19 protein-coding genes are annotated in these 18,391 nt (G+C 41.1%); 11 read left to right on the forward strand and 8 right to left on the reverse strand.

The window, feature by feature from the left end; genetic code table 11:
* Window positions 1–403 precede the first annotated feature (403 nt).
* From LUCIF_RS18120 to LUCIF_RS18155, 8 genes are all read left to right on the forward strand, one after another.
* A complete protein-coding gene (locus LUCIF_RS18120; RefSeq protein ID WP_207857996.1) occupies window positions 404–1,108 on the forward strand; it encodes an LbetaH domain-containing protein in 705 nt (234 codons plus the stop codon).
* 357 nt (window positions 1,109–1,465) lie between these two features.
* Window positions 1,466–2,872, forward strand: coding sequence for a sigma-54 interaction domain-containing protein (locus LUCIF_RS18125; RefSeq protein ID WP_122629226.1), 1,407 nt, complete (start codon window positions 1,466–1,468; stop codon window positions 2,870–2,872).
* A 178-nt stretch (window positions 2,873–3,050) separates the two neighbouring features.
* Window positions 3,051–4,412, forward strand: coding sequence for an acyclic terpene utilization AtuA family protein (locus tag LUCIF_RS18130; protein WP_122629227.1), 1,362 nt, complete (start codon window positions 3,051–3,053; stop codon window positions 4,410–4,412).
* Window position 4,413: 1 nt separating this feature from the next.
* On the forward strand, window positions 4,414–4,734 hold the full coding sequence (locus LUCIF_RS18135; RefSeq protein WP_122629228.1) for an AtuA-related protein: 321 nt from the start codon (window positions 4,414–4,416) through the stop codon (window positions 4,732–4,734).
* Between the two features lie 48 nt (window positions 4,735–4,782).
* Window positions 4,783–5,958: a CaiB/BaiF CoA transferase family protein gene (locus LUCIF_RS18140; protein ID WP_122629229.1), complete on the forward strand. Its 1,176-nt coding sequence runs from the start codon at window positions 4,783–4,785 to the stop codon at window positions 5,956–5,958.
* A 229-nt stretch (window positions 5,959–6,187) separates the two neighbouring features.
* Complete coding sequence (locus LUCIF_RS27180) at window positions 6,188–7,036, forward strand: methyl-accepting chemotaxis protein (protein WP_122629230.1); 849 nt, start codon at window positions 6,188–6,190, stop codon at window positions 7,034–7,036.
* 56 nt (window positions 7,037–7,092) lie between these two features.
* The gene (locus LUCIF_RS18150) at window positions 7,093–8,391 is read left to right on the forward strand and encodes a CitMHS family transporter (protein WP_122629231.1); all 1,299 of its coding nucleotides are present in this window, start codon (window positions 7,093–7,095) and stop codon (window positions 8,389–8,391) included.
* A gap of 202 nt (window positions 8,392–8,593) precedes the next feature.
* Window positions 8,594–9,772, forward strand: coding sequence for an acetyl-CoA C-acetyltransferase (locus LUCIF_RS18155; RefSeq protein WP_122629232.1), 1,179 nt, complete (start codon window positions 8,594–8,596; stop codon window positions 9,770–9,772).
* A 167-nt stretch (window positions 9,773–9,939) separates the two neighbouring features.
* Here the strand turns inward: LUCIF_RS18155 and LUCIF_RS18160 are convergent, their stop codons facing one another.
* From LUCIF_RS18160 to LUCIF_RS18175, 4 genes are all read right to left on the reverse strand, one after another.
* Window positions 9,940–11,706, reverse strand: coding sequence for a methyl-accepting chemotaxis protein (locus LUCIF_RS18160; RefSeq protein ID WP_122629233.1), 1,767 nt, complete (start codon window positions 11,704–11,706; stop codon window positions 9,940–9,942).
* A gap of 175 nt (window positions 11,707–11,881) precedes the next feature.
* Window positions 11,882–12,070 carry a TetR/AcrR family transcriptional regulator gene (locus tag LUCIF_RS18165; protein WP_165866054.1) on the reverse strand — a complete coding sequence of 63 codons (189 nt, stop codon included), beginning with the start codon at window positions 12,068–12,070 and terminating at the stop codon, window positions 11,882–11,884.
* A gap of 316 nt (window positions 12,071–12,386) precedes the next feature.
* Window positions 12,387–13,334 carry an amidohydrolase family protein gene (locus LUCIF_RS18170; protein ID WP_122629244.1) on the reverse strand — a complete coding sequence of 316 codons (948 nt, stop codon included), beginning with the start codon at window positions 13,332–13,334 and terminating at the stop codon, window positions 12,387–12,389.
* A gap of 47 nt (window positions 13,335–13,381) precedes the next feature.
* Window positions 13,382–13,636: a hypothetical protein gene (locus LUCIF_RS18175; protein WP_122629235.1), complete on the reverse strand. Its 255-nt coding sequence runs from the start codon at window positions 13,634–13,636 to the stop codon at window positions 13,382–13,384.
* Between the two features lie 76 nt (window positions 13,637–13,712).
* Here LUCIF_RS18175 and LUCIF_RS18180 point away from each other — a divergent pair, with 76 nt between their 5' ends.
* Window positions 13,713–13,934, forward strand: coding sequence for a hypothetical protein (locus tag LUCIF_RS18180; protein ID WP_122629236.1), 222 nt, complete (start codon window positions 13,713–13,715; stop codon window positions 13,932–13,934).
* A gap of 74 nt (window positions 13,935–14,008) precedes the next feature.
* Here LUCIF_RS18180 and LUCIF_RS18185 read toward each other — a convergent pair whose 3' ends face one another.
* The 3 genes from LUCIF_RS18185 to LUCIF_RS18195 all read right to left on the reverse strand — a co-directional run bounded on the left by LUCIF_RS18185 (window position 14,009) and on the right by LUCIF_RS18195 (window position 15,708).
* Entirely contained in the window at window positions 14,009–14,431 is a 423-nt protein-coding gene (locus LUCIF_RS18185) for an HIT family protein (RefSeq protein WP_122629237.1), read from the reverse strand.
* 232 nt (window positions 14,432–14,663) lie between these two features.
* The gene (locus LUCIF_RS27375) at window positions 14,664–15,005 is read right to left on the reverse strand and encodes a branched-chain amino acid transporter permease (protein ID WP_122629238.1); all 342 of its coding nucleotides are present in this window, start codon (window positions 15,003–15,005) and stop codon (window positions 14,664–14,666) included.
* Window positions 14,992–15,708: an AzlC family ABC transporter permease gene (locus tag LUCIF_RS18195; RefSeq protein WP_207857998.1), complete on the reverse strand. Its 717-nt coding sequence runs from the start codon at window positions 15,706–15,708 to the stop codon at window positions 14,992–14,994. Before LUCIF_RS18195 ends, LUCIF_RS27375 begins: the two co-directional genes overlap by 14 nt.
* A 200-nt stretch (window positions 15,709–15,908) precedes the next feature.
* Here LUCIF_RS18195 and LUCIF_RS18200 point away from each other — a divergent pair, with 200 nt between their 5' ends.
* Window positions 15,909–16,463 (forward strand): helix-turn-helix domain-containing protein, encoded by a 555-nt coding sequence (locus LUCIF_RS18200; protein WP_122629239.1) that lies wholly within the window; start codon window positions 15,909–15,911, stop codon window positions 16,461–16,463.
* Between the two features lie 130 nt (window positions 16,464–16,593).
* Here the strand turns inward: LUCIF_RS18200 and LUCIF_RS18205 are convergent, their stop codons facing one another.
* Entirely contained in the window at window positions 16,594–17,838 is a 1,245-nt protein-coding gene (locus LUCIF_RS18205; RefSeq protein ID WP_122629240.1) for a D-alanyl-D-alanine carboxypeptidase family protein, read from the reverse strand.
* Window positions 17,839–18,246: 408 nt separating this feature from the next.
* Here LUCIF_RS18205 and LUCIF_RS27580 point away from each other — a divergent pair, with 408 nt between their 5' ends.
* Entirely contained in the window at window positions 18,247–18,381 is a 135-nt protein-coding gene (locus LUCIF_RS27580) for a hypothetical protein (protein ID WP_279386954.1), read from the forward strand.
* The last annotated feature ends 10 nt before the right edge of the window (window positions 18,382–18,391 follow it).

The raw sequence follows: 18,391 nt of genomic DNA on the forward strand, positions 1-18,391 counted from the left end.
ACCGACACCAATTACGCGCTAAACTATTGTTACCAAAAGCTAACTGCTCTTCGTATAAACGGCTCAGGGAAAACCCATCCAAAAATCATTCAACAAGGAACTGACAATTTGGTGTTTTTCCCATACTAACCTTATCCTGCCTGCGGTTTAGAAACGTCGGAAAATACCATAGAACAAATTAATCTAATGATAGAGTTTCAACAAACTCGTAAGAAATAGCTTCACGATCTCCAGTCTTTCTGTAGCCATCCTCCTTATGAGAATCATCAGAAAGCTTCGCGCACTTTCATGCCAATTTCTTTACTAAATATACTCTTTAATTATGTGACATAATCACTACTAATTCATAGAATATATTAGAGTTCTATGTAACCCTAATATTACTATATAAGGAGATATCGCTATGAGTCTAGAAAAACCTGTTGGACAAAGGCCTGCAGAAATAAATAATAGATATTCATATTTTGTTACTAGTAATCCTGCGACTTCTTTTAATCGTGTTAGCGTATATCCTACTATTGATAAAACTGCTTTTATCGGTCCTTTTTCTAGCATTATTGGAGATGTCCGAATAAAAAAAGAAGTGTTTATTGGATGTAATGTGACAATTAGAGCTGATGAAGGAACACCATTTCATATTGGAAATAAAACCAACTTACAAGATGGAGTGATTTTACATGGTTTGAAAAATATGCGATTAACTGTGCATAATGAACAATATTCTATCTATTTAGGAAATAAAGTTAGTGCTGCTCATGGAGCTCTAATTCATGGTCCATGCATTGTTGAAGATAATACTTTTGTAGGATTTAACGCGATTGTCTTTAACGCCATTGTGGAAGATGGCTGTTACATTGATTTAGCAGCTATTGTAACAAATGGAGTACGAATTCCTCCTAATAGCTATGTTCCGATTGGAGCTATAATAGATACTCAAAGAAAGGCTAACGTTCTAACAAAAGTATCGGAAGCTAATGAGAATTTTGCTAAAAGTGTAGTTAAAACAAATGGCGAACTTGCACAAGCCTATTCTTTAAAATTTGGTGATACTATATGTAGTTGTGGTCTCTGTTGTAATAGTAATACTTTTAAGAATTTAGAAGAATAGCGTACGCGTAGAAAATGCCGTCACCTTGACATATAAGACTCTTGCAATAACAAAAACCTGCTGATTAGGCAGGTTTTTAATTAATTCCCAAATTTTGGTGGAGGCGAGGCATGCCGAACCCCTGACCATACACTTCGCCTGCGTTATAATATTTGCAGGAAAAAAGTTTTTTTTAGCTAAAACCTATAGTAAATATAGTGTGTTCCGGGGGAAATTAAAGCGTACGACATACCGTTCCGGTTAGCTAAAATATTGTCGGATGAGGTTGAATGTCGGGCAATTGCTGGCGGCACCTGACCTAGTTTTGGAAGTATAAGCAGACGAAGGAATCAAGCGTTTATTCAGGAAGGTGGGTATATGAGAGCCGATAATATTATGAACCAGGATATTTTAAATATGGTCTTAGCAGCAGTTGATAGTATTCATGATGGAATAGTTATTGTAGATAAAAATTCAAAAATAATTTATATTAATGCGGCGTATTCAGAAATCCTTAATGTAAAGAAAGATAAAGTGTTGAATCGATTTGTAAGTGAAATAGAACCGGGAGCTATCATATTAGATAGCTTAAAAGAAAAAAAGCCGAAAATAAATACGGTTACTAAGGTGAAAACCAGAGGCAAAGAAATTTTAGTAAATATAAATCCAATTATAATTGACGGTGAACTATTAGGTGCTGTATCCATTTTTAAAGATGTAACAGAAGTATACTTGCTCAATAAGGAATTGGAGCAAGTGAGAAAGTTAACGGGATATTTTTATAATGACAGTACAAAATTTCATAAGGATTTACCGGAAAGTTTTTCAAAGATCATAGGAGATGATGAAAAGTTCATAAATTGTTTAAAATTAGCAAGCATCGTAGCTCCTACGGAGGCGACAGTATTAATCGAGGGAGAAAGTGGAGCCGGAAAAGAAGTTATCGTAAATGCAATACTAGGTGAGAGCAAAAGAAACCATCCATTTGTGAATATAAATTGTTCAGCCATTCCAGAAAATTTATTTGAAAGTGAATTGTTTGGATATTCATCCGGTTCTTTTACGGGGGCAAAAAAGGGTGGCAAAGCGGGAAAATTTGAAACAGCGAATAATGGTACAATCTTTTTAGATGAAATAGGTGAAATGCCGCTTTTTATGCAGGCAAAACTCCTGAGAGTGCTTCAATCCGGAGAAATTCAGAAAGTTGGTTCTAATAATATTGATATTGTAAATGTTCGAGTTATTGCAGCAACGAATAGGAATTTAAAGTCCATGGTGAGGGAGGGAACGTTTAGAGAAGATTTGTATTTTAGGCTTAACACTTTTAAAATAACAATTCCACCGCTTCGGGAAAGAGGCAAGGATGTTATTCTTTTAGCAGAACATTTTCTGAGCTTATATTGTGAAAAATATTGCAAAAAAATAGTTCTATCCAATGAAGTGAAGGATTTATTGTTAAACAATCAATGGATCGGCAATGTAAGACAGGTTCAAAGCTGTATCGAATATGCAGTGATTGTATGTCAAAAAGATAAAATACAGGTAGAAAATTTACCGGATGAAATACGAAATCCAAATATCCCTGATGGAAAAAAGATAATAAAACACAATGGGAAAGTTTTAAAAAACATGATATTTGATGTAGAAAAAGCTCAGATAATCAAGGAGTTACAAAATACACATGGCAATAAAACCCGTGCGATGGAGAATATCGGAATTAGCCGGCGTACTTTTTACCGGAAATTGAAATTATATGATATTAATCCCGCGCTGTATACAAAGTAAATTGTATACAAAGAATATTATTTGTATATTAAGTATACATTGTATTTAGCTCACAAATTACTTGAAAAAACAGAATACTAAATATTTGTAATGCTTTTTTAAGCATTATTTTTTTTTGGCATAAAATTTGCGTTATATAAATTGTGATTTGTTTATCAATACCAAGGAGGGTGGATTTGTGAAGACTATAAGAATTGGTGGCGGTCAGGGTTTCTGGGGTGACTTAAATGATGCTCCCATAACCATGGCAAAAAACGATAATGTTAACTACATTGCTTGTGATTATTTAGCTGAGTTAACGCTATCCATTATGAGAAGACAGCAGGAACACAATCCGGAAAGAGGTTATGCAAGAGACTTTATTACCGCTTTAAAGCAAATGCTTCCGATGATTAAAGAAAAAAATATTAAGGTTTTGACAAATGCCGGCGGGATGAATGTCAAAGCTGCGGTAGAAGCGGCAAAACAGGCCATTAAAGAATCCGGGTTGAATTTAAAGATTGGCTATGTTCTTGGCGACGATGTAAAGGATGTTATACCGCAGCTTAGAAAGCAAGGCATATCTATGAATAATATGGATACAGGGGAATCCATTGATTCAATTTTGCCAAAAATGATCAATGCAAATGTGTATTACGGATCAGAACCGATTGTAGAATGCTTGCAGGGTGGAGCCGATATCATCATTGTCGGACGCTCTACTGATACCGCACTTTTTGTCGCGCCGCTGCAGTATGAATTTGGCTGGAAAACAGGTGAGTGGGATGCTTTGGCTACCGGTATTTTGGCAGGCCATTTATCAGAATGCGGTGCACAATGTACCGGCGGTAACTATGACTACGATTGGAGAAATGTTCCGAGTCCGGAAATCTTAGGTTATCCGATCGCTGAAATCAGCGAACCGGGAAAACTTGTCATGACGAAAACCAAAAATACAGGCGGTCTTGTAACGCCGCAGTCTGTAAAAGAACAATTATTCTATGAAATCCATGACCCGAGCCAGTATCTTACGCCGGACGTCATTGCCGATTTTAGCAAAATAACGGTAAAAGAATTGGAAAAAGACCGAGTGGAAGTGGCCGGAGTTACGGGACGTGAACGTCCGGAGACATTAAAACTTTGCGTAGGTTATCTTGAGGGATACCGGAATATTGCTTACCTGCCCTACAGTTGGCCCGATGCTTTAGATAAAGCTAAATTGGCGGCAAATATTCTCGATAAGAGAATGGCTATGAAGAATCTGAAGTATCTGGAAAAACGGATTGATTATTTAGGTCTGAATGCATTGCACGGTTGTATGGCCCATGAAATTAATGTTGACCTGAATGAAGTAGTATTGCGGTACGCTATAAAAACAGAAACAAAAGAAGAAGCACTGAAATTGACTCCGGAAATCGCACCCGTAAGTAATTTGAATGGTCCGGCCCAAGGCTGCTTCTTTGGCGGCAGAACAAAGCCCAGTGAAGTATTTGCCTTGTGGCCGACATTGATTCCGAGGGATGCCGTAAAACTAGAAGCCCATGTTGAGGAGGTTAAATAGTATGCGAGTACAGTTGAGGGAAATCGCGCATGGAAGATCAGGCGACAAAAGTGATACTTCAAATATTTGCATTTATGCAAGAAATCCCAAATACTATCCGGCTATGAGAGAACAGTTAACGCCTGCAGCGGTAAAAAAACATTTTGAAGGTGTGGTATATGGCGATGTTATTCGTTATGATTTGCCACAACTGGAGGGCTTTAACTTCGTTATGCATCATGCTTTAGATGGCGGAGCCACCCGCTCATTAAGACTTGATACTCTGGGGAAAACCATGGAGGCGGCACTTTTACGTTTTATAGTTGAAATCGACGAAATGTAAATCCGTGAGTGGATTGCAATATTATGATTCAAAGGAGAATGATTTAAAATGTCAAGACCGCTTAGTGGTATTCGTGTACTTGATTTGACACGTGTTTTATCGGGTCCGTATTGTACTATGTTAATGGCCGATATGGGAGCTGAGATCATTAAGATAGAACAGCCTGGCAACGGTGATGACAGTAGAAGTTTTCCTCCTTTTGAGAGAGGCATCAGTGCTTATTATGCAAATCTCAATAGAAATAAAAAAAGCGTTGCCCTGGATTTAAAAGATGAGCAGGCCAAAAAGGTTTTGCGTGACTTAATTAAGGTATCTGATGTCATCGTAGAAAACTTTAAACCTGGTACGATGGATAAGCTTGGTTTTTCTTATGATGAGGTTAAGGCCATCAATCCGCAAATTGTATATGCTTCCATTTCCGGATTTGGCCAAACAGGTCCTTATAAAAAATTGCCTGGCTATGATGTTATTGCACAGGCAATGAGCGGCATGATGAGCGTTACCGGCTGGCCGGATTCAGCACCAACACGGACAGGCACGGCTATCGGGGATATTCTCGCCGGGCTCAATTGCTGCATTGGCATTCTTGCTGCCCTTCAGGGAAGAGTTAGTCATCGCCATGGAGATAGAATTGATGTCGCACTTGTAGACTGCTCGGTAAGTGCAATGGAGACAATTAACGAAATATATATGGTGGAAAATAGAATGCCTCAGCGCATAGGAAACCGTTACGAGTTTATATATCCATACGATTCTTTTCAGGCAAGCGATGGCTGGGTTGTAATTGCGGTTGGTAATGATGCTCTTTGGAAAAGATTCTGCGAAGTAACCGGGCATGACGACTGGTTTGCAATAGAAAAATATAAACTTAACAAAGACCGGGTACAAGCGCATGAGGAGTTGCAAAAACTGGTTACAGCGTGGACAAGGGAACACAAGGTTAAAGAAATCATTTCGTTGCTGCAGTCCAATAGTGTTCCTTGTGCTCCTATTAATACAGTTGCGGATGTTGTGGAAGATGAACATATTGCCAAGGCAAGAGAGATGATTTGTGAAATCGATCATCCGGTCGACGGCAAGATGAAAATCACCGGTTGTCCTATTAAATTTACGGAATCGGCTCAGTTTAACTATAGCAAAGCGCCGACTCTGGGAAAAGATACAAAAGATGTTTTGGCAAATCTATTAAAAATGTCTTCGGATCAAATTGATCATTTTGAGTAGTACCTTTTAAAAATGTCATGTTGCTATATAAGTGCAGTTATATCATTGGTAAATAATGATTCTACAATGGGGAAATTGACATAATTGCCTTATATAGCAAGATTGTTGCAACCCAAAACAAATATCAGCCCCGCAGATAAGAATCAGAGTATTCAGTGAAGCTTTGCTGGTTGGCAAGAGACAGACTGTCGCTGCGTACGGCCTATAAAAGCAGAAAGGAAGTGCTTTTTTGGAAAATTTGGCCGGAGCCGAAGTGTTAGAAATGATGCTGAAGTTAGCCCCGTATTACAACGAATTTCTTGCAGTGGATGTGGGTATTTCGATTACCGTGGATGGAAAGTACGCAGCGTATGTTCCGGGTAAACACTTTGATTTAAAAACGCCAGTTGGTCAGCCGGTATTATCCGGCGCTACCAAGCAGGCGATTGAAACCGGAAAGCGGACGGCAAGGATTATATCGCGCGAAAAATCGGCTTTTGGAATTCCTTATGTTGCGTGCGCCACGCCTGTGAAGGACGGGGATCAAGTTGTAGGCTGTATAACAACCACACAAAGCATAAATTCAATGGAAAAGGTATCCAGAACTGCCGATGAACTGGCGGCCTCAGGTGAAGAACTTTCGGCCGGAATGGAGGAATTAGCCGTTAGTACTTCTGTAGTTGGTAATTCATCCACTCGTCTTGAACAGATTGGGAAGGAATTATTGGTGTCAACTACGCAAACTGATGAAATCGTATCATTTATCAGAAATGTGGCAAGCCAAACTAACTTGTTGGGACTGAACGCCGCTATTGAAGCTGCCCGTGTTGGAGAATCCGGGCGCGGTTTCAGCGTGGTAGCCGAGGAAATCCGCAAACTTGCACTTGATAGCAGTGAAGCAGTAAATCGCATCGGTCAATCGTTAAAGGATATTCAGCAAATAGTTAAGGATTTATCACAAGAGATTAGCAAGGTTGACAAAAATATTGGCAACCAAAACTCCGGGATAGACGAGATGGCTAAAGCCAGTCAGGCCATTGCTGTAATGGCTGCCCAATTATCTGATTTATCGAAAGAAATGTTTCAGCTCACAGAATGATGATTGTAATACTATTGGATTTGGACTCAAACTTATAAGATTTAAGGAGGAGTAAAATGATCGCTTTACTTGGTCTAGTCACTATCCTGGTGCTTTTGACAGCAATAATAACAAAAAAGTTGTCTCCTCTGGTAGCGTTAATTTTTATCCCCATTGTAGCTTCGCTGCTTGCCGGGTTCGGCCTATCCACCAGTAAATTTATTTTGAATGGCATAAAAGAAGTTGCTCCGGTCGCTACCATGTTTGTTTTTGCTATACTTTTCTTCGGGATTATGAGCGATGCGGGTCTCTTTGATCCGATCATTAATGTCATACTGAGGACAGTTGGCGCCAAACCTACCCGGATCCTGATGGGCACAACCCTGCTGGGCCTGCTTATTCATCTTGACGGTTCGGGTGCAGTATGCTTTCTGATTACTATTCCGGCGATGTTACCGATTTATGAACGCCTGGGGATGGACAAACGGTTGTTGTGTTTAATGGTGGCGATGGCGTCCGGGGTGAACTATCTACCTTGGACAGGACCTACAATAAGAGCTGCTTTAGTAATGCATATGCCCGTAACGGCCATTTTTACGCCCCTCGTAATTCCCCAAATAGTCGGTTTGATATATATATTCACCGTTGCGTACTTGTTAGGAAAAAGAGAAGCGCGGCGCTTAGGGCTGGATAACGGCGCAACTGTTGATGTGATACTGAAGCGTGAACTTACGGATGAAGAAAAAGTTCTGCGGCGTCCTAAACTGGTTCTGTTTAACGGTATACTAGCTTTGATTGTCATGGGAATCATGATTAGCGGCAAGGTTGATCCGGCACCGATGTTTATGATCGGCACCGTTATTGCCATGATAGCCAATTATCCTAATGTAGACCAACAAAAGGCCCGGATTGATGCCCATGCGAAAGCCGCCTTGATGATGGCTAGCATACTGCTGGCTGCCGGCGCCTTTATCGGCATTATGGGCGGTACCGGAATGACTACTGCAATGGCTAAGGTTGCTGTTTCTTTCGTACCAAAGAGTTTGGCGCATCACATCCCGTTCGGTCTTGGCATTATTTCAATGCCGCTAAGTATGATTTTTGATCCGGATTCTTATTATCTTGGCGTAATGCCGGTGGTTGCGACGGTGGGCAAAATGTTGGGCGTTGCCCCTATCCAGATTGCTCAGGCGTCTTTAATGGGCCAAATGACCGTTGGTTTTCCGGTTAGCCCGCTGACTCCGGCAACCTTTCTTATCGTAGGTCTAACCGGTGTTGAATTAGGTGATCATCAGAAGTTTTCCATTCCTTATTTGTGGGGTGCAACAATAATTATGACAATTACCTGTGCAATAATCGGCGTCTTCCCGTTCTGAAGTGTTAACTATAACATGAGAACAGCGGTACTTCGTCAATAGCTTTTACAAATCCTTTTGCGGAGCGCAATATTTCCTGATTCTCCGGGAAATTGCGCTCCGCAATTATGCTGAGGTTTGGTCCAGGTATGCTTTGGGCAGAACCGATAAAGCAATTTTTTATTTGTTTATGCAAGGTGATTATAGTTAGGAGAGTGTTCAAGTGAAAGAAGTAGTTATTGCCAGTGCAGTTAGAACTGCAATTGGCACCTTTAATGGCGCACTGGCTTCGCTCGATGCGGTTGAACTGGGCAGCGCAGTAATTGATGAAGCGCTCAAAAGGGCTGACGTAAAGAAAACCATTGTTAACGAAGTCATTATGGGTAACGTATTGCAGGCAGGACTCGGACAAAATCCCGCCCGGCAGGCTTCCGTCAAAGCGGGCGTGCCTGTTGAAGTACCCGCCTATACCATTAATAAAGTCTGCGGGTCGGGTGTCAAAGCTGTAACTTTGGCAGCACAGGCTATCTTGACGGGAGATGCAGACATTATAGTGGCCGGCGGCATGGAAAGTATGACAAATGCGCCCTATGTGCTTGATAAGGCCCGCTGGGGCTATCGTATGGGTGATGCCCGAATTGTAGATTCGATGATTAAAGATGGTTTATGGTGTGCCTTTAATGATTACCATATGGGCATTACAGCAGAAAACGTTGCGGAAAAATTCGGTATTACCCGCGAAATGCAGGATCAATTGGCTTTTGAATCGCAGCAAAAGGCGTTAAAGGCAATTGAAACCGGTGCATTTAAAAAAGAAATTTTACCGCTTACCATTAAAACTAAAAAGAAAGAATATGTTTTTGAGGTTGACGAAGGGCCAAGAGCTGATTCCAGTCTGGAGAAACTTGCAAAATTAAAGCCTGTATTCAAAAATGATGGCACAATTACGGCGGGAAATGCTTCCGGCATTAATGATGGAGCAGCGGCATTGGTCATTATGGCGGCTGATAAAGCTAAGGAACTTGGCATTATGCCGTTAGCCCGCATTCGTGCTTATGCCTCGGGTGGAGTTGATCCTAGTATTATGGGGATAGGACCTGTGCCTGCGACTCGCAGAGCCCTTGAAAAAGCAGGTCTTACGATTGGCGATATGGATCTAATTGAAGCCAACGAAGCCTTTGCCTCGCAATTTTTGGCGGTGGGAAAGGAACTTGGTTTTAATAAAAAGCGGGTGAATATACATGGCGGCGCAGTTGCTTTAGGCCATCCGATCGGCGCCAGCGGAGCCCGAATTCTGGTTACCTTGTTGCATGCTTTGAAACAGAGGTCATTAAAGCGCGGTCTTGCAACTTTGTGTATCGGCGGCGGTCAGGGTATAGCTATCATTGTAGAGAGAATGTAGCATCAATATATCGTAGAGAAGTCAAATTAAAAGCGATGCACCAACCGTCGATTTTACGGATTAAATTACCGTAAATTATAATTCATCGGAGACGGGGTTATCGACATTCTACATATGGGGCAGAAGTTTATCCGGATGATTTAGTCTCACTAAAACAGGCCATGAAATCATACTTTAAACTTGATTATGGCATTTTGCAGATCTTGCGCCAGATGAGCAAGGCTTTGGCTAGCTGCGGCAATTTCTTCCATCGCAGCCGACTGCTCCTCGGTCGCGGCCGATACAGTTTGCGTTTCACTAGCAGTAGTTCTCGTTATTTTGTCAATCTCACGTACTGCAGAAACAATCTGTCGACTGCCTGCAGCTAATTCCTGGACAGCTGCGGCAATCTCTTTTATCTGGGTAGATACTTGGTCAACTAACGACGCAATTTCATTGAAAGCTCCGCCAGCAGTACCCACTACTTCAGTTCCAACTCTAGCCTCACGGGTCCCTGTATCCATCGCAATAACAGCTTTGTTGGTATCCACCTGTATCTCTCTAATAAGATCAGTAATTTGTTTTGATGCTTCATGAGATTGTTCGGCAAGTTTCCGCACCTCTTCGGCCACAACGGCAAAGCCGCGTCCCTGCTCGCCAGCCCGTGCCGCCTCGATTGCCGCGTTAAGTGCTAATAAGTTTGTTTGTCCGGCTATCCCAGAAATAGTATCAACAATCTGACCAATTTCTTTGGAGCGTTCGCCTAGTTTGGTAATGACCTGTGAAGATTCAGTCACCGTCTTCTCTATGTTTGCCATCTGAGAAATAGCAGTATTTACCGCCTTTTCCCCTATTTGCGCTGCTGTTGCAGTTTTATCGGATACGGCCGCCACCTCTTTAACGTTATCGGTTACATGTTGAATATTTGCGGACATCTGTTCTATTACCGACGAGGTTTCAAATACTTCTTTTACTTGCCCAGCCGCACCGGCCGCTACTTCCGTGATAGAAGATGCAATTTGGCTAGATGCCCTAGCTGACTGATCGGATGTGGCCGTGAGTTCTTCACTTGATGAAGCTACCTGCTCCGCCATGCCTGCAACCTGCTTAATAAGATCCCGCAGATTGGTTTTCATTTCATTAAATGAGGTTGATAAAACTCCTATTTCATCTTTAGTTGTAATAGCCAAATCCTCAGGAGTGAAGTCGCCATCCGCCAATTGGTGAACACTCACCGCCATTGCAGCAACCGGATCGGATATTTTTTTGCTCATATACATAGCCATCAGAGCCGATATTATTAATCCAGCCAAACCAATCAACACCGCAAAAGCGATATTCATCGTCAGTTTACGATGATTCTCTTTGGCTTTCACTGCAACAAGTTTATCAATATCGTCGATCCAGTTGCCTGTCCCAATAACCCATTTGTAAGGCTTGAATAGTAAAGAATAGCTTCGTTTCGGCAATTGCTCCGTTTGCCCAGGCTTTGGAAACCAGTAGTCGGTATAGCCACCTTTAGGGTTCATCGCATTCTTAATGATCTTCTGAATATATTTTTCGCCCTTGGAGTCAACAGCGTCAAAGCGGCTCTTTCCTTCCTGACTTTTCCCTAAAAAGGCCACGGTAACGCCTTTCGTCGTATCTATCCAAAAGTAGTTGCCGTTATCATATTGTATGTTTCGAACCAAACCCGCCGCTCTCTTTTTCGCCTCTTCTTCTGTCAGCAAGCCGGCTTGCTGCTGGTTATAAATAGTCTGAATCATGGCATGGATTGTTTCCACTTCAAGTTTGATATTTCTGTCGAACTGCTGCAATAAAATTTTCCTGTATTCTTGCACGTCGCTGTCATTTTTACGAACGGTATCAAAAATATTGTAACAGCTTAATATGAACAGTGATACAAAGCTTGCAGAAACAATGGCTAAAATTAGTTTGTATTTAAGTTTGGTCATTCTATTCTTGCTCCTCTTTGTCATGTTTCTAACATTTAGACCGTCTGCTTAACCTGCTTGTTTTTTGCCTATGGCGTCAATCAATGACTACCCTTTGGGTTTATAATGCGTTACTTTGCAAATATTCCGACAACTCTCCTATTATTAATTTTAATGTATCAAATATGGCTTACGATTATTTCCATGCTTGGATGCAGTATTGAAGAATGTCCTGTTTATTTTTAAAATAGCGATAAATTACCGTCTCAGCAGTTTCAGCCTGTTCAGCTATCTTAGCGGTAGTAAGTTCACTAATTCCGTTTTCAATAATAAGTCCCATAGCAGCATGTATGACTGATAACTTTTTATCTTGATTATTGCTCATATCCTTCACCTCCATAATAAGTAAGTAATAACTTACAAAAAAATTAATTCGACGATATTATTAAAAACCCTGTCGAATTATAGTAATTTCATTTGTATAATATCACCAAATAATTAATATCAAACTCAGACAAGATATAAACGCTTATTGCCGCGTAATTTGGATAAGGGTTCGATGCGGCGATCCGTGGCCATGCAAATCCACCCGGTTTTTAAAAGAAATAGAAGAAGCAAAGGGACGTTTCCTTTGCTTCTTATCGTGATATGGCACACTTTAACAGCAGAATTATCTACTCTTCTTCTAAAATAAGTTTTCTTTACAAACGCAGGAGCAGTTCGGCATTGCCGTGAGCGATCTTTTCCCTGTCAGCACTGCTGACAGGCAACTGAGTAAGGAAATCACGCCCTTTTTCCATCGAGCCATAGGGATAGTCTGCCGAAAACATAATGCGGTCAACACCAACCTGCAGCAACAGCTCAAGGAAGGCAGCGGTAAAATTGAAGCCACTGAACGTGTAATGAATATTCTCTCTCAGATAGGCCGCCATCGGGCACTGCAACTTGGTTAGATTCGGCTGCAGGACTAAATCGATCCTTGGCAGCATGAACGGCAGAGCCTCGCCCAGGTGGCCTATAATGATCTGCAGTTTGGGATAGCGGTCGAATGCTCCGCTGAGAATAAGGCGCAGGATATGGACAGCGGTTTCGATGTGCCATCCCCAGCCTGCCGTCGAAAGCATGCGGGTCACCTCCGGTGAGAAGTTGCCGGTGTAGTAGGCGTCGATCACCGCCTGCGGCGGTGGCGCCGGATGCAGATAGACGGGAACCTGGAGCGCTTCTGCCCGTTCCAGGATGGGCCAAAAGAATTGGTCGTCCAGGTAGCGGCCTTGAATGTGACCATTGATCACCGCACCTCTGAAACCATGTTGGCAAACCATACGTTCCAGTTCATCGGCGGCGAGGTCGGGAGCCGCTGTCGGCAGGGCGGCAAAGCCCGCGAAGCGGCTGGGATGACGTTCTATCGCCGTTGCCAGGAAGTCATTGGCACTGCTGGCGATTTTCACTGCCTCCTCCGCAGCTAACGACTCCGTACCGGGAGAGGTCAGCGAGAGCACCTGCATGTCAATACCGGCGGCGTCCATCTCAGCGATCCGCCGTTCGTTGAGATCGCACAGTTGCTCCCCCTTGTTATGAAAGGATTGCCGCCCGAATCTATCCATAAGACCCGGAGAGGCAAAATGCTCTTCCAATGTAATGATGCGCACAGTCATTGTACCTCCTAAATTTTATTTATCATTAATCGTTTTTCCACTCAATCAATAAACGTCAAGTATAGCTGTTCCAAAAACATTTCCGGCGTATAACCCCGCATATTTCTTTGGAACTGATAGAAATCTTTACTTAAAGCCATCAGCAACATATCCATTCTAAAGACACTGTTAGGATAATTCTGACCGGTAGTATTACGGATAAATAGCTGAAGTATTCCTCTTAATCGTTGATCCGGCGTATTTTTCCGGTTCGCTTCCAAGTATTCATTAATATCTTCGAAAAGGAGATCAGACAAGTGGAGACATCTCCGTTCAATATGATGAGGAGAGCTCTCCACTTAATAATAACCTACAGCAAAGGAGTTTACAACCGTGCAAAAACAAACTAATAAAACCGCCCTGTTGGTAATGGATATTCAAAACGGTATTGTTTCACTTCTTGAATCAACGAGATTTCGTTATGGGAACTTTGGCCAATGGTATTTCAATAAGCGCTTTTTACCAATAATCAAATTTATTTATAGCATTGTTTTATGGCACCCTCAAAAAATATGCCATCCTGTAAGCTTGTCACAGGATGGCATCCATTTATGATGTATACTCATACTCAATTTGCTCAATGTACATTTTGATTGGTTTCCGGATTCCATGGAAGATAATCTTCTAGATTATAACGCCTTTTGAATCATATCGAGCAAGACATTATATTCTTCCATTGTCAAGTATTTGCGATTCGGGTTCATTGCAAATATACCGCCCCACTCGAACTCATCCTCCTCGTATTTAGGTACCAAATGAAAATGTAAATGACAGCTCGTATCACCATAAGCGCCATAGTTTATCTTCTTAGGTCGAAAAACTTTATGTAATGCTTTCGCAACGTGAGCAACATCGGCGAAATAGGCATTTCTCTCTTCATCAGTTAAGTCAACTAATTCACTCACGTGATTTTTGTGCGCCACAATCACACGTCCCCTATGGGACTGCTCCTTAAAAAGATATAATTGACTGCTAGGCAAGTCACAAATCTTAATACCAAAGGCATCGACCAATTCATTATTCATACAGTAAGCACAATTTTGATCTTTCATAAAGAATCCCCCTTGAATTGTTTTTGTTAATACAGTGCTTTTCAATATCCGGTCTTAATACAATTTATATTTAAATTCAACAGTATTACTGTGATACCTGCTTTTGGGAGACGCGCAAGAATGTCAGACTGTGCGAAAACGGCAACCTCAAAATAAAATCCGCTATCATCTACGGGCAATCCGAATGATGACAGGGACAAAATGAGTCGAAGAACCGTCCCCCGACTCATTTTCAATGTATTAGATTTGTTAAAAAGTTGCTTTGTATCAAAAACATATATACTATGGTAGCTCCAAAAATACTAATAAGAGAATTTCGTCGCCAAAGATGAAGAATTATGACCAGGGCGACTGCAATACATTCATTGAGACCATAAGGTGCTTGATTCCAGTGGATATCTTTCAAACAATATATAACTAAGATAGTTATAATAATGGGTGGGATGTGTTTACCTACAAATAGGATGATTTCTGGCGGCTTCCTATTATGAAAGAATAGGAAAGGAAACGCTCTTGTGAAAAAGGTTACTGCCGCAATGATTAAAATTGATAAATATATATCAGTTATATTCATTTTTCTCCACTCTCTTTTTAAATAACAATAATATCAGTATGGATGAAAGCACGGATAGTAAGAGCATGTTTTCTTTTCCGATTAAAAGGCTGGAAAAAATCGCACAAAAACCACCAATTAAAAATGGGATGCGTGTATTAAAGCTCTTGAATTGTTCCAATAATAAAACGATAAATAAAGCAGTCAGGGCGAAATCGAGTCCTTTTGTACTAATCGTAATAAAATTACCAGCAATGGCCCCAATTAGACTTCCCGCTACCCAATAAAACTGGTTTAGTATTGCTATATAGAAATAAAACTTTCTATTATCTATTCCTTCAGGCTCCTTAAGGGTAGCAAGTAGCGCATACGTTTCATCGGTAAGTGAAAATATCATATATGGCCTGATATTACCCGTGGCATTAAACTTATCAAATAACGAAAGGCCATATAGCGCATGTCGAAAATTCACAAGTAAACTTATGATAGCTATTTCCATAAAACTAATGTTATTTATAAAAAAGTTTATGGCAATAAATTGTATCGCACCCGCATAAATGAGCGCACTCATAATTGGCGCAATGACCCAGGAGTAGCCAAGGCCGTTTAGTAAAAGTCCAAAGGCAATCCCTGTAGATATGTAACCAAATAAAACAGGGATTGTTACCGTAAATGCTGCTTTCAATGTTTCAAGTTGCAGTTTTGAGTACATGTTTGCAAACATTTATCATCATCTCACAGTTCAATATTTCTGCCTAAAAATATGTACTTCCTTTTTGTTGCTCTCATCATTCTTGCCTCCTTAGAATAATTACGTTATACTATCAGTTGTAGTTTACGATTGGAAAGTATATTTAACGTTAGTCATATTTTACTATCGTTAAATATAATTGTCAACAGTAATAAAGGAGGCATAATAATTAATTGGACATTAATTTGATTATTGCTGATAATCTAAAGAGACTTCGCAATGAGCGAAATTTGAGCTTAGGCCGGCTTTCTGAACTGTCCGATGTTAGTAAAGTGATGCTTTCTCAAATAGAAAGAGGCGAAACCAATCCAACAATTAATACTATTTGGAAAATAGCGATTGGATTGAATGTTCCCTATACATCATTATTAGAGCAGCAAGAACAGAATGCTCATGTTATAAAAAAGTCAGACATAGTTTCTCAATTTACTGATGATGGACAATATCGTCTTTATTGTTACTATTCCAATACACCTCATCGTAATTTTGAGTTGTTTCAAATGGAACTTAATGAAGGATGCAGATATACTTCTGTCGGACATTCTGAAAAGTCTGAGGAATATTTAATGGTTTTAGAAGGTGAATTAACTCTGGAAGTAAACCATGAGACCTTTATTTTACATGCTGATGATACCATTGCTTTTAGTGCCTCTACCAAACATGCTTACTTTAATAGCGGTAAAGGGATCTTAAAAACCGTCATAATGAATTTTTATCCCGCTCGCTAAATAATAATGTGAATGACCATTCCGTTCATCTCAAAACGCCTACAACACCCTTTATTTCCCATAAAAAAATAAAAACTCCTGCCAAATTCTACATATTGGGGCAGAAGTTTATTCATAAAAAATTGCATTTTTAAATCCAATTTCGGAATAATCGCCATAGAACGTTCGGCGGATTGATTTGCACTGAATTTTGCAGTGGGAATTCCTTAACGTATTGGCCTGACTGAATTTTTAAAGTTGCTATATTTTCACCCTGCGGAATTGGTAATTGATTCTTCAAAAGATTAATAGAAAGAGCTGCAGTCATTCCGGGATAACCAAAAATCTGTACAGGCTCAGAAGAATATAAGGCACTGTTACTATGCCAGGCATTTATTACCTGTCCAAAACCGGCTGGCGGGGGTGTTATGGGATATAACTTAAACTCGGATCTAACCTCATCTAACATTTTTGCATTCTCGTTTATGGCATTAGCCAATGGATGGTCAGTCCACTGGCCTAGCACCACTCCAATAATGTAATGCGGTTCTGTTCCAACATCTATAGTGGCTGCCGACACGAAGCAGCCGCCGGCCGACGACGAAGAACCCGTTTTAACCCCTGCAATTCCATGATACCCAAGCATTTTATTTACGTTATATATAGTTCCTTCTATAGGAAAGGTAACTTTGGGCGTTGCAACGATTTGGCGGAAAACCGGATCTTCCATGGCGACTTGAGTAATTTTTATTTGATCCACTGCATTACTTACGGATGCGGGATTTACCCCACTTGCATCCTCATAGTGAGTTTCCGTCATACCCAGGGATTGAGCAGTCTCATTCATTTTCGTTACGAAAGCAGTTTCCGACCCAGAAATCCATCGTGCTAAAGTACTCGCAATGTTATCTCCCGATGGCAGCATCAAACCTTCCAGGAGTTGTCTCTCTGTTAGCTTTTCCCCTTCCGAAACTGCTACAGTCGAGTCTCCATGACTTGCATCGTTAAGGTAATTGGAAACGTCTTTCGCAGTCATAGTTATGACAGGGCCGTCTTCACCAGGCCGCAAAGGGTGCACCTTTAGAACCAGGTAAGCCGTCATGATTTTCGTTACGCTAGCGATGGGAATTGAACTTTGGTCAGAGGAAGCAGCGATCACCCCGAATTTGCTCGTACCAATGGCGGATTCTCCTTGTTTCGGAAAGGTAACGGAAAACTGCCCCGGTAAAGTAACGGTAGGAGACATCGGTTTTACCTCGATTCCCGGGGAATTACGATAAAAATGAACAATGCTTATAACGCAGATCAATGCAATAATAAGCAAAATTGGAATTTTCCTTTTAAATGAGAACTTATTGAACAAGAGTATGGAATCTTTCGACGGTGGCTTAGCCATAAATAGCCTCCCAGAGGAATAAAAAGAACGTTATTATGCTTGCGTCATAATAGAATTCATACACAACGCCCATAACAAGTAGTTTTCCATAAGATTACCCTTCGTATTCTCTCGACATTCCCCCGACTTGCTTAAAGATATCAAAATCTGACCGCTTGCAGAATTGCAAGCGGTCGATTTGCTTTCAGTGAGTCAAGGACGAGTCAGGGGACGGACGAGTCAGGTCGAGTAGAAACGCGCCTTGCGACGCGCAACCCTCACAGAACCGGACTTGCCCTATTAAGGCATCCGGCTCTTCATAGCAGCATTTACTTACGTCTAGCCATAGATATTTACATAGATTCTCGCGTTAACTAGCGGGAATCTCTCCTCGAGTTTTGCAAATCCTTCCCAAGTCAGGCTGTTCTTTTGGCTTCTACGATTGAGCACTTCAAGTATCTTGCGCCGTATGCGGTATCCAAACGCATGAATTCCGTTGCTGTTGTCGGTCACCCCATAGTAGCGGTAGTGCCCAGCCAGCTTGGCATTTATCTGCTTGATTAAGTCTCCTATC

Source organism: Allolucifera butyrica, from assembly GCF_900476375.1.
Classification (GTDB): domain Bacteria; phylum Bacillota; class Negativicutes; order Sporomusales; family UPPP01; genus Lucifera; species Lucifera butyrica.

Bases quoted from the DNA above. Each gene is read 5' to 3' on its own strand.
- LUCIF_RS18205 (WP_122629240.1), bottom strand. From the start codon at position 17,838: ATGGCTAAGCCACCGTCGAAAGATTCCATACTCTTGTTCAATAAGTTC.
- LUCIF_RS18125 (WP_122629226.1), top strand. From the start codon at position 1,466: ATGAGAGCCGATAATATTATGAACCAGGATATTTTAAATATGGTCTTA.
- LUCIF_RS18185 (WP_122629237.1), bottom strand. From the start codon at position 14,431: ATGAAAGATCAAAATTGTGCTTACTGTATGAATAATGAATTGGTCGAT.
- LUCIF_RS27375 (WP_122629238.1), bottom strand. From the start codon at position 15,005: ATGAATATAACTGATATATATTTATCAATTTTAATCATTGCGGCAGTA.
- LUCIF_RS18195 (WP_207857998.1), bottom strand. From the start codon at position 15,708: ATGTTTGCAAACATGTACTCAAAACTGCAACTTGAAACATTGAAAGCA.
- LUCIF_RS18135 (WP_122629228.1), top strand. From the start codon at position 4,414: ATGCGAGTACAGTTGAGGGAAATCGCGCATGGAAGATCAGGCGACAAA.
- LUCIF_RS18160 (WP_122629233.1), bottom strand. From the start codon at position 11,706: ATGACCAAACTTAAATACAAACTAATTTTAGCCATTGTTTCTGCAAGC.
- LUCIF_RS18140 (WP_122629229.1), top strand. From the start codon at position 4,783: ATGTCAAGACCGCTTAGTGGTATTCGTGTACTTGATTTGACACGTGTT.
- LUCIF_RS18165 (WP_165866054.1), bottom strand. From the start codon at position 12,070: ATGAGCAATAATCAAGATAAAAAGTTATCAGTCATACATGCTGCTATG.
- LUCIF_RS18120 (WP_207857996.1), top strand. From the start codon at position 404: ATGAGTCTAGAAAAACCTGTTGGACAAAGGCCTGCAGAAATAAATAAT.
- LUCIF_RS18150 (WP_122629231.1), top strand. From the start codon at position 7,093: ATGATCGCTTTACTTGGTCTAGTCACTATCCTGGTGCTTTTGACAGCA.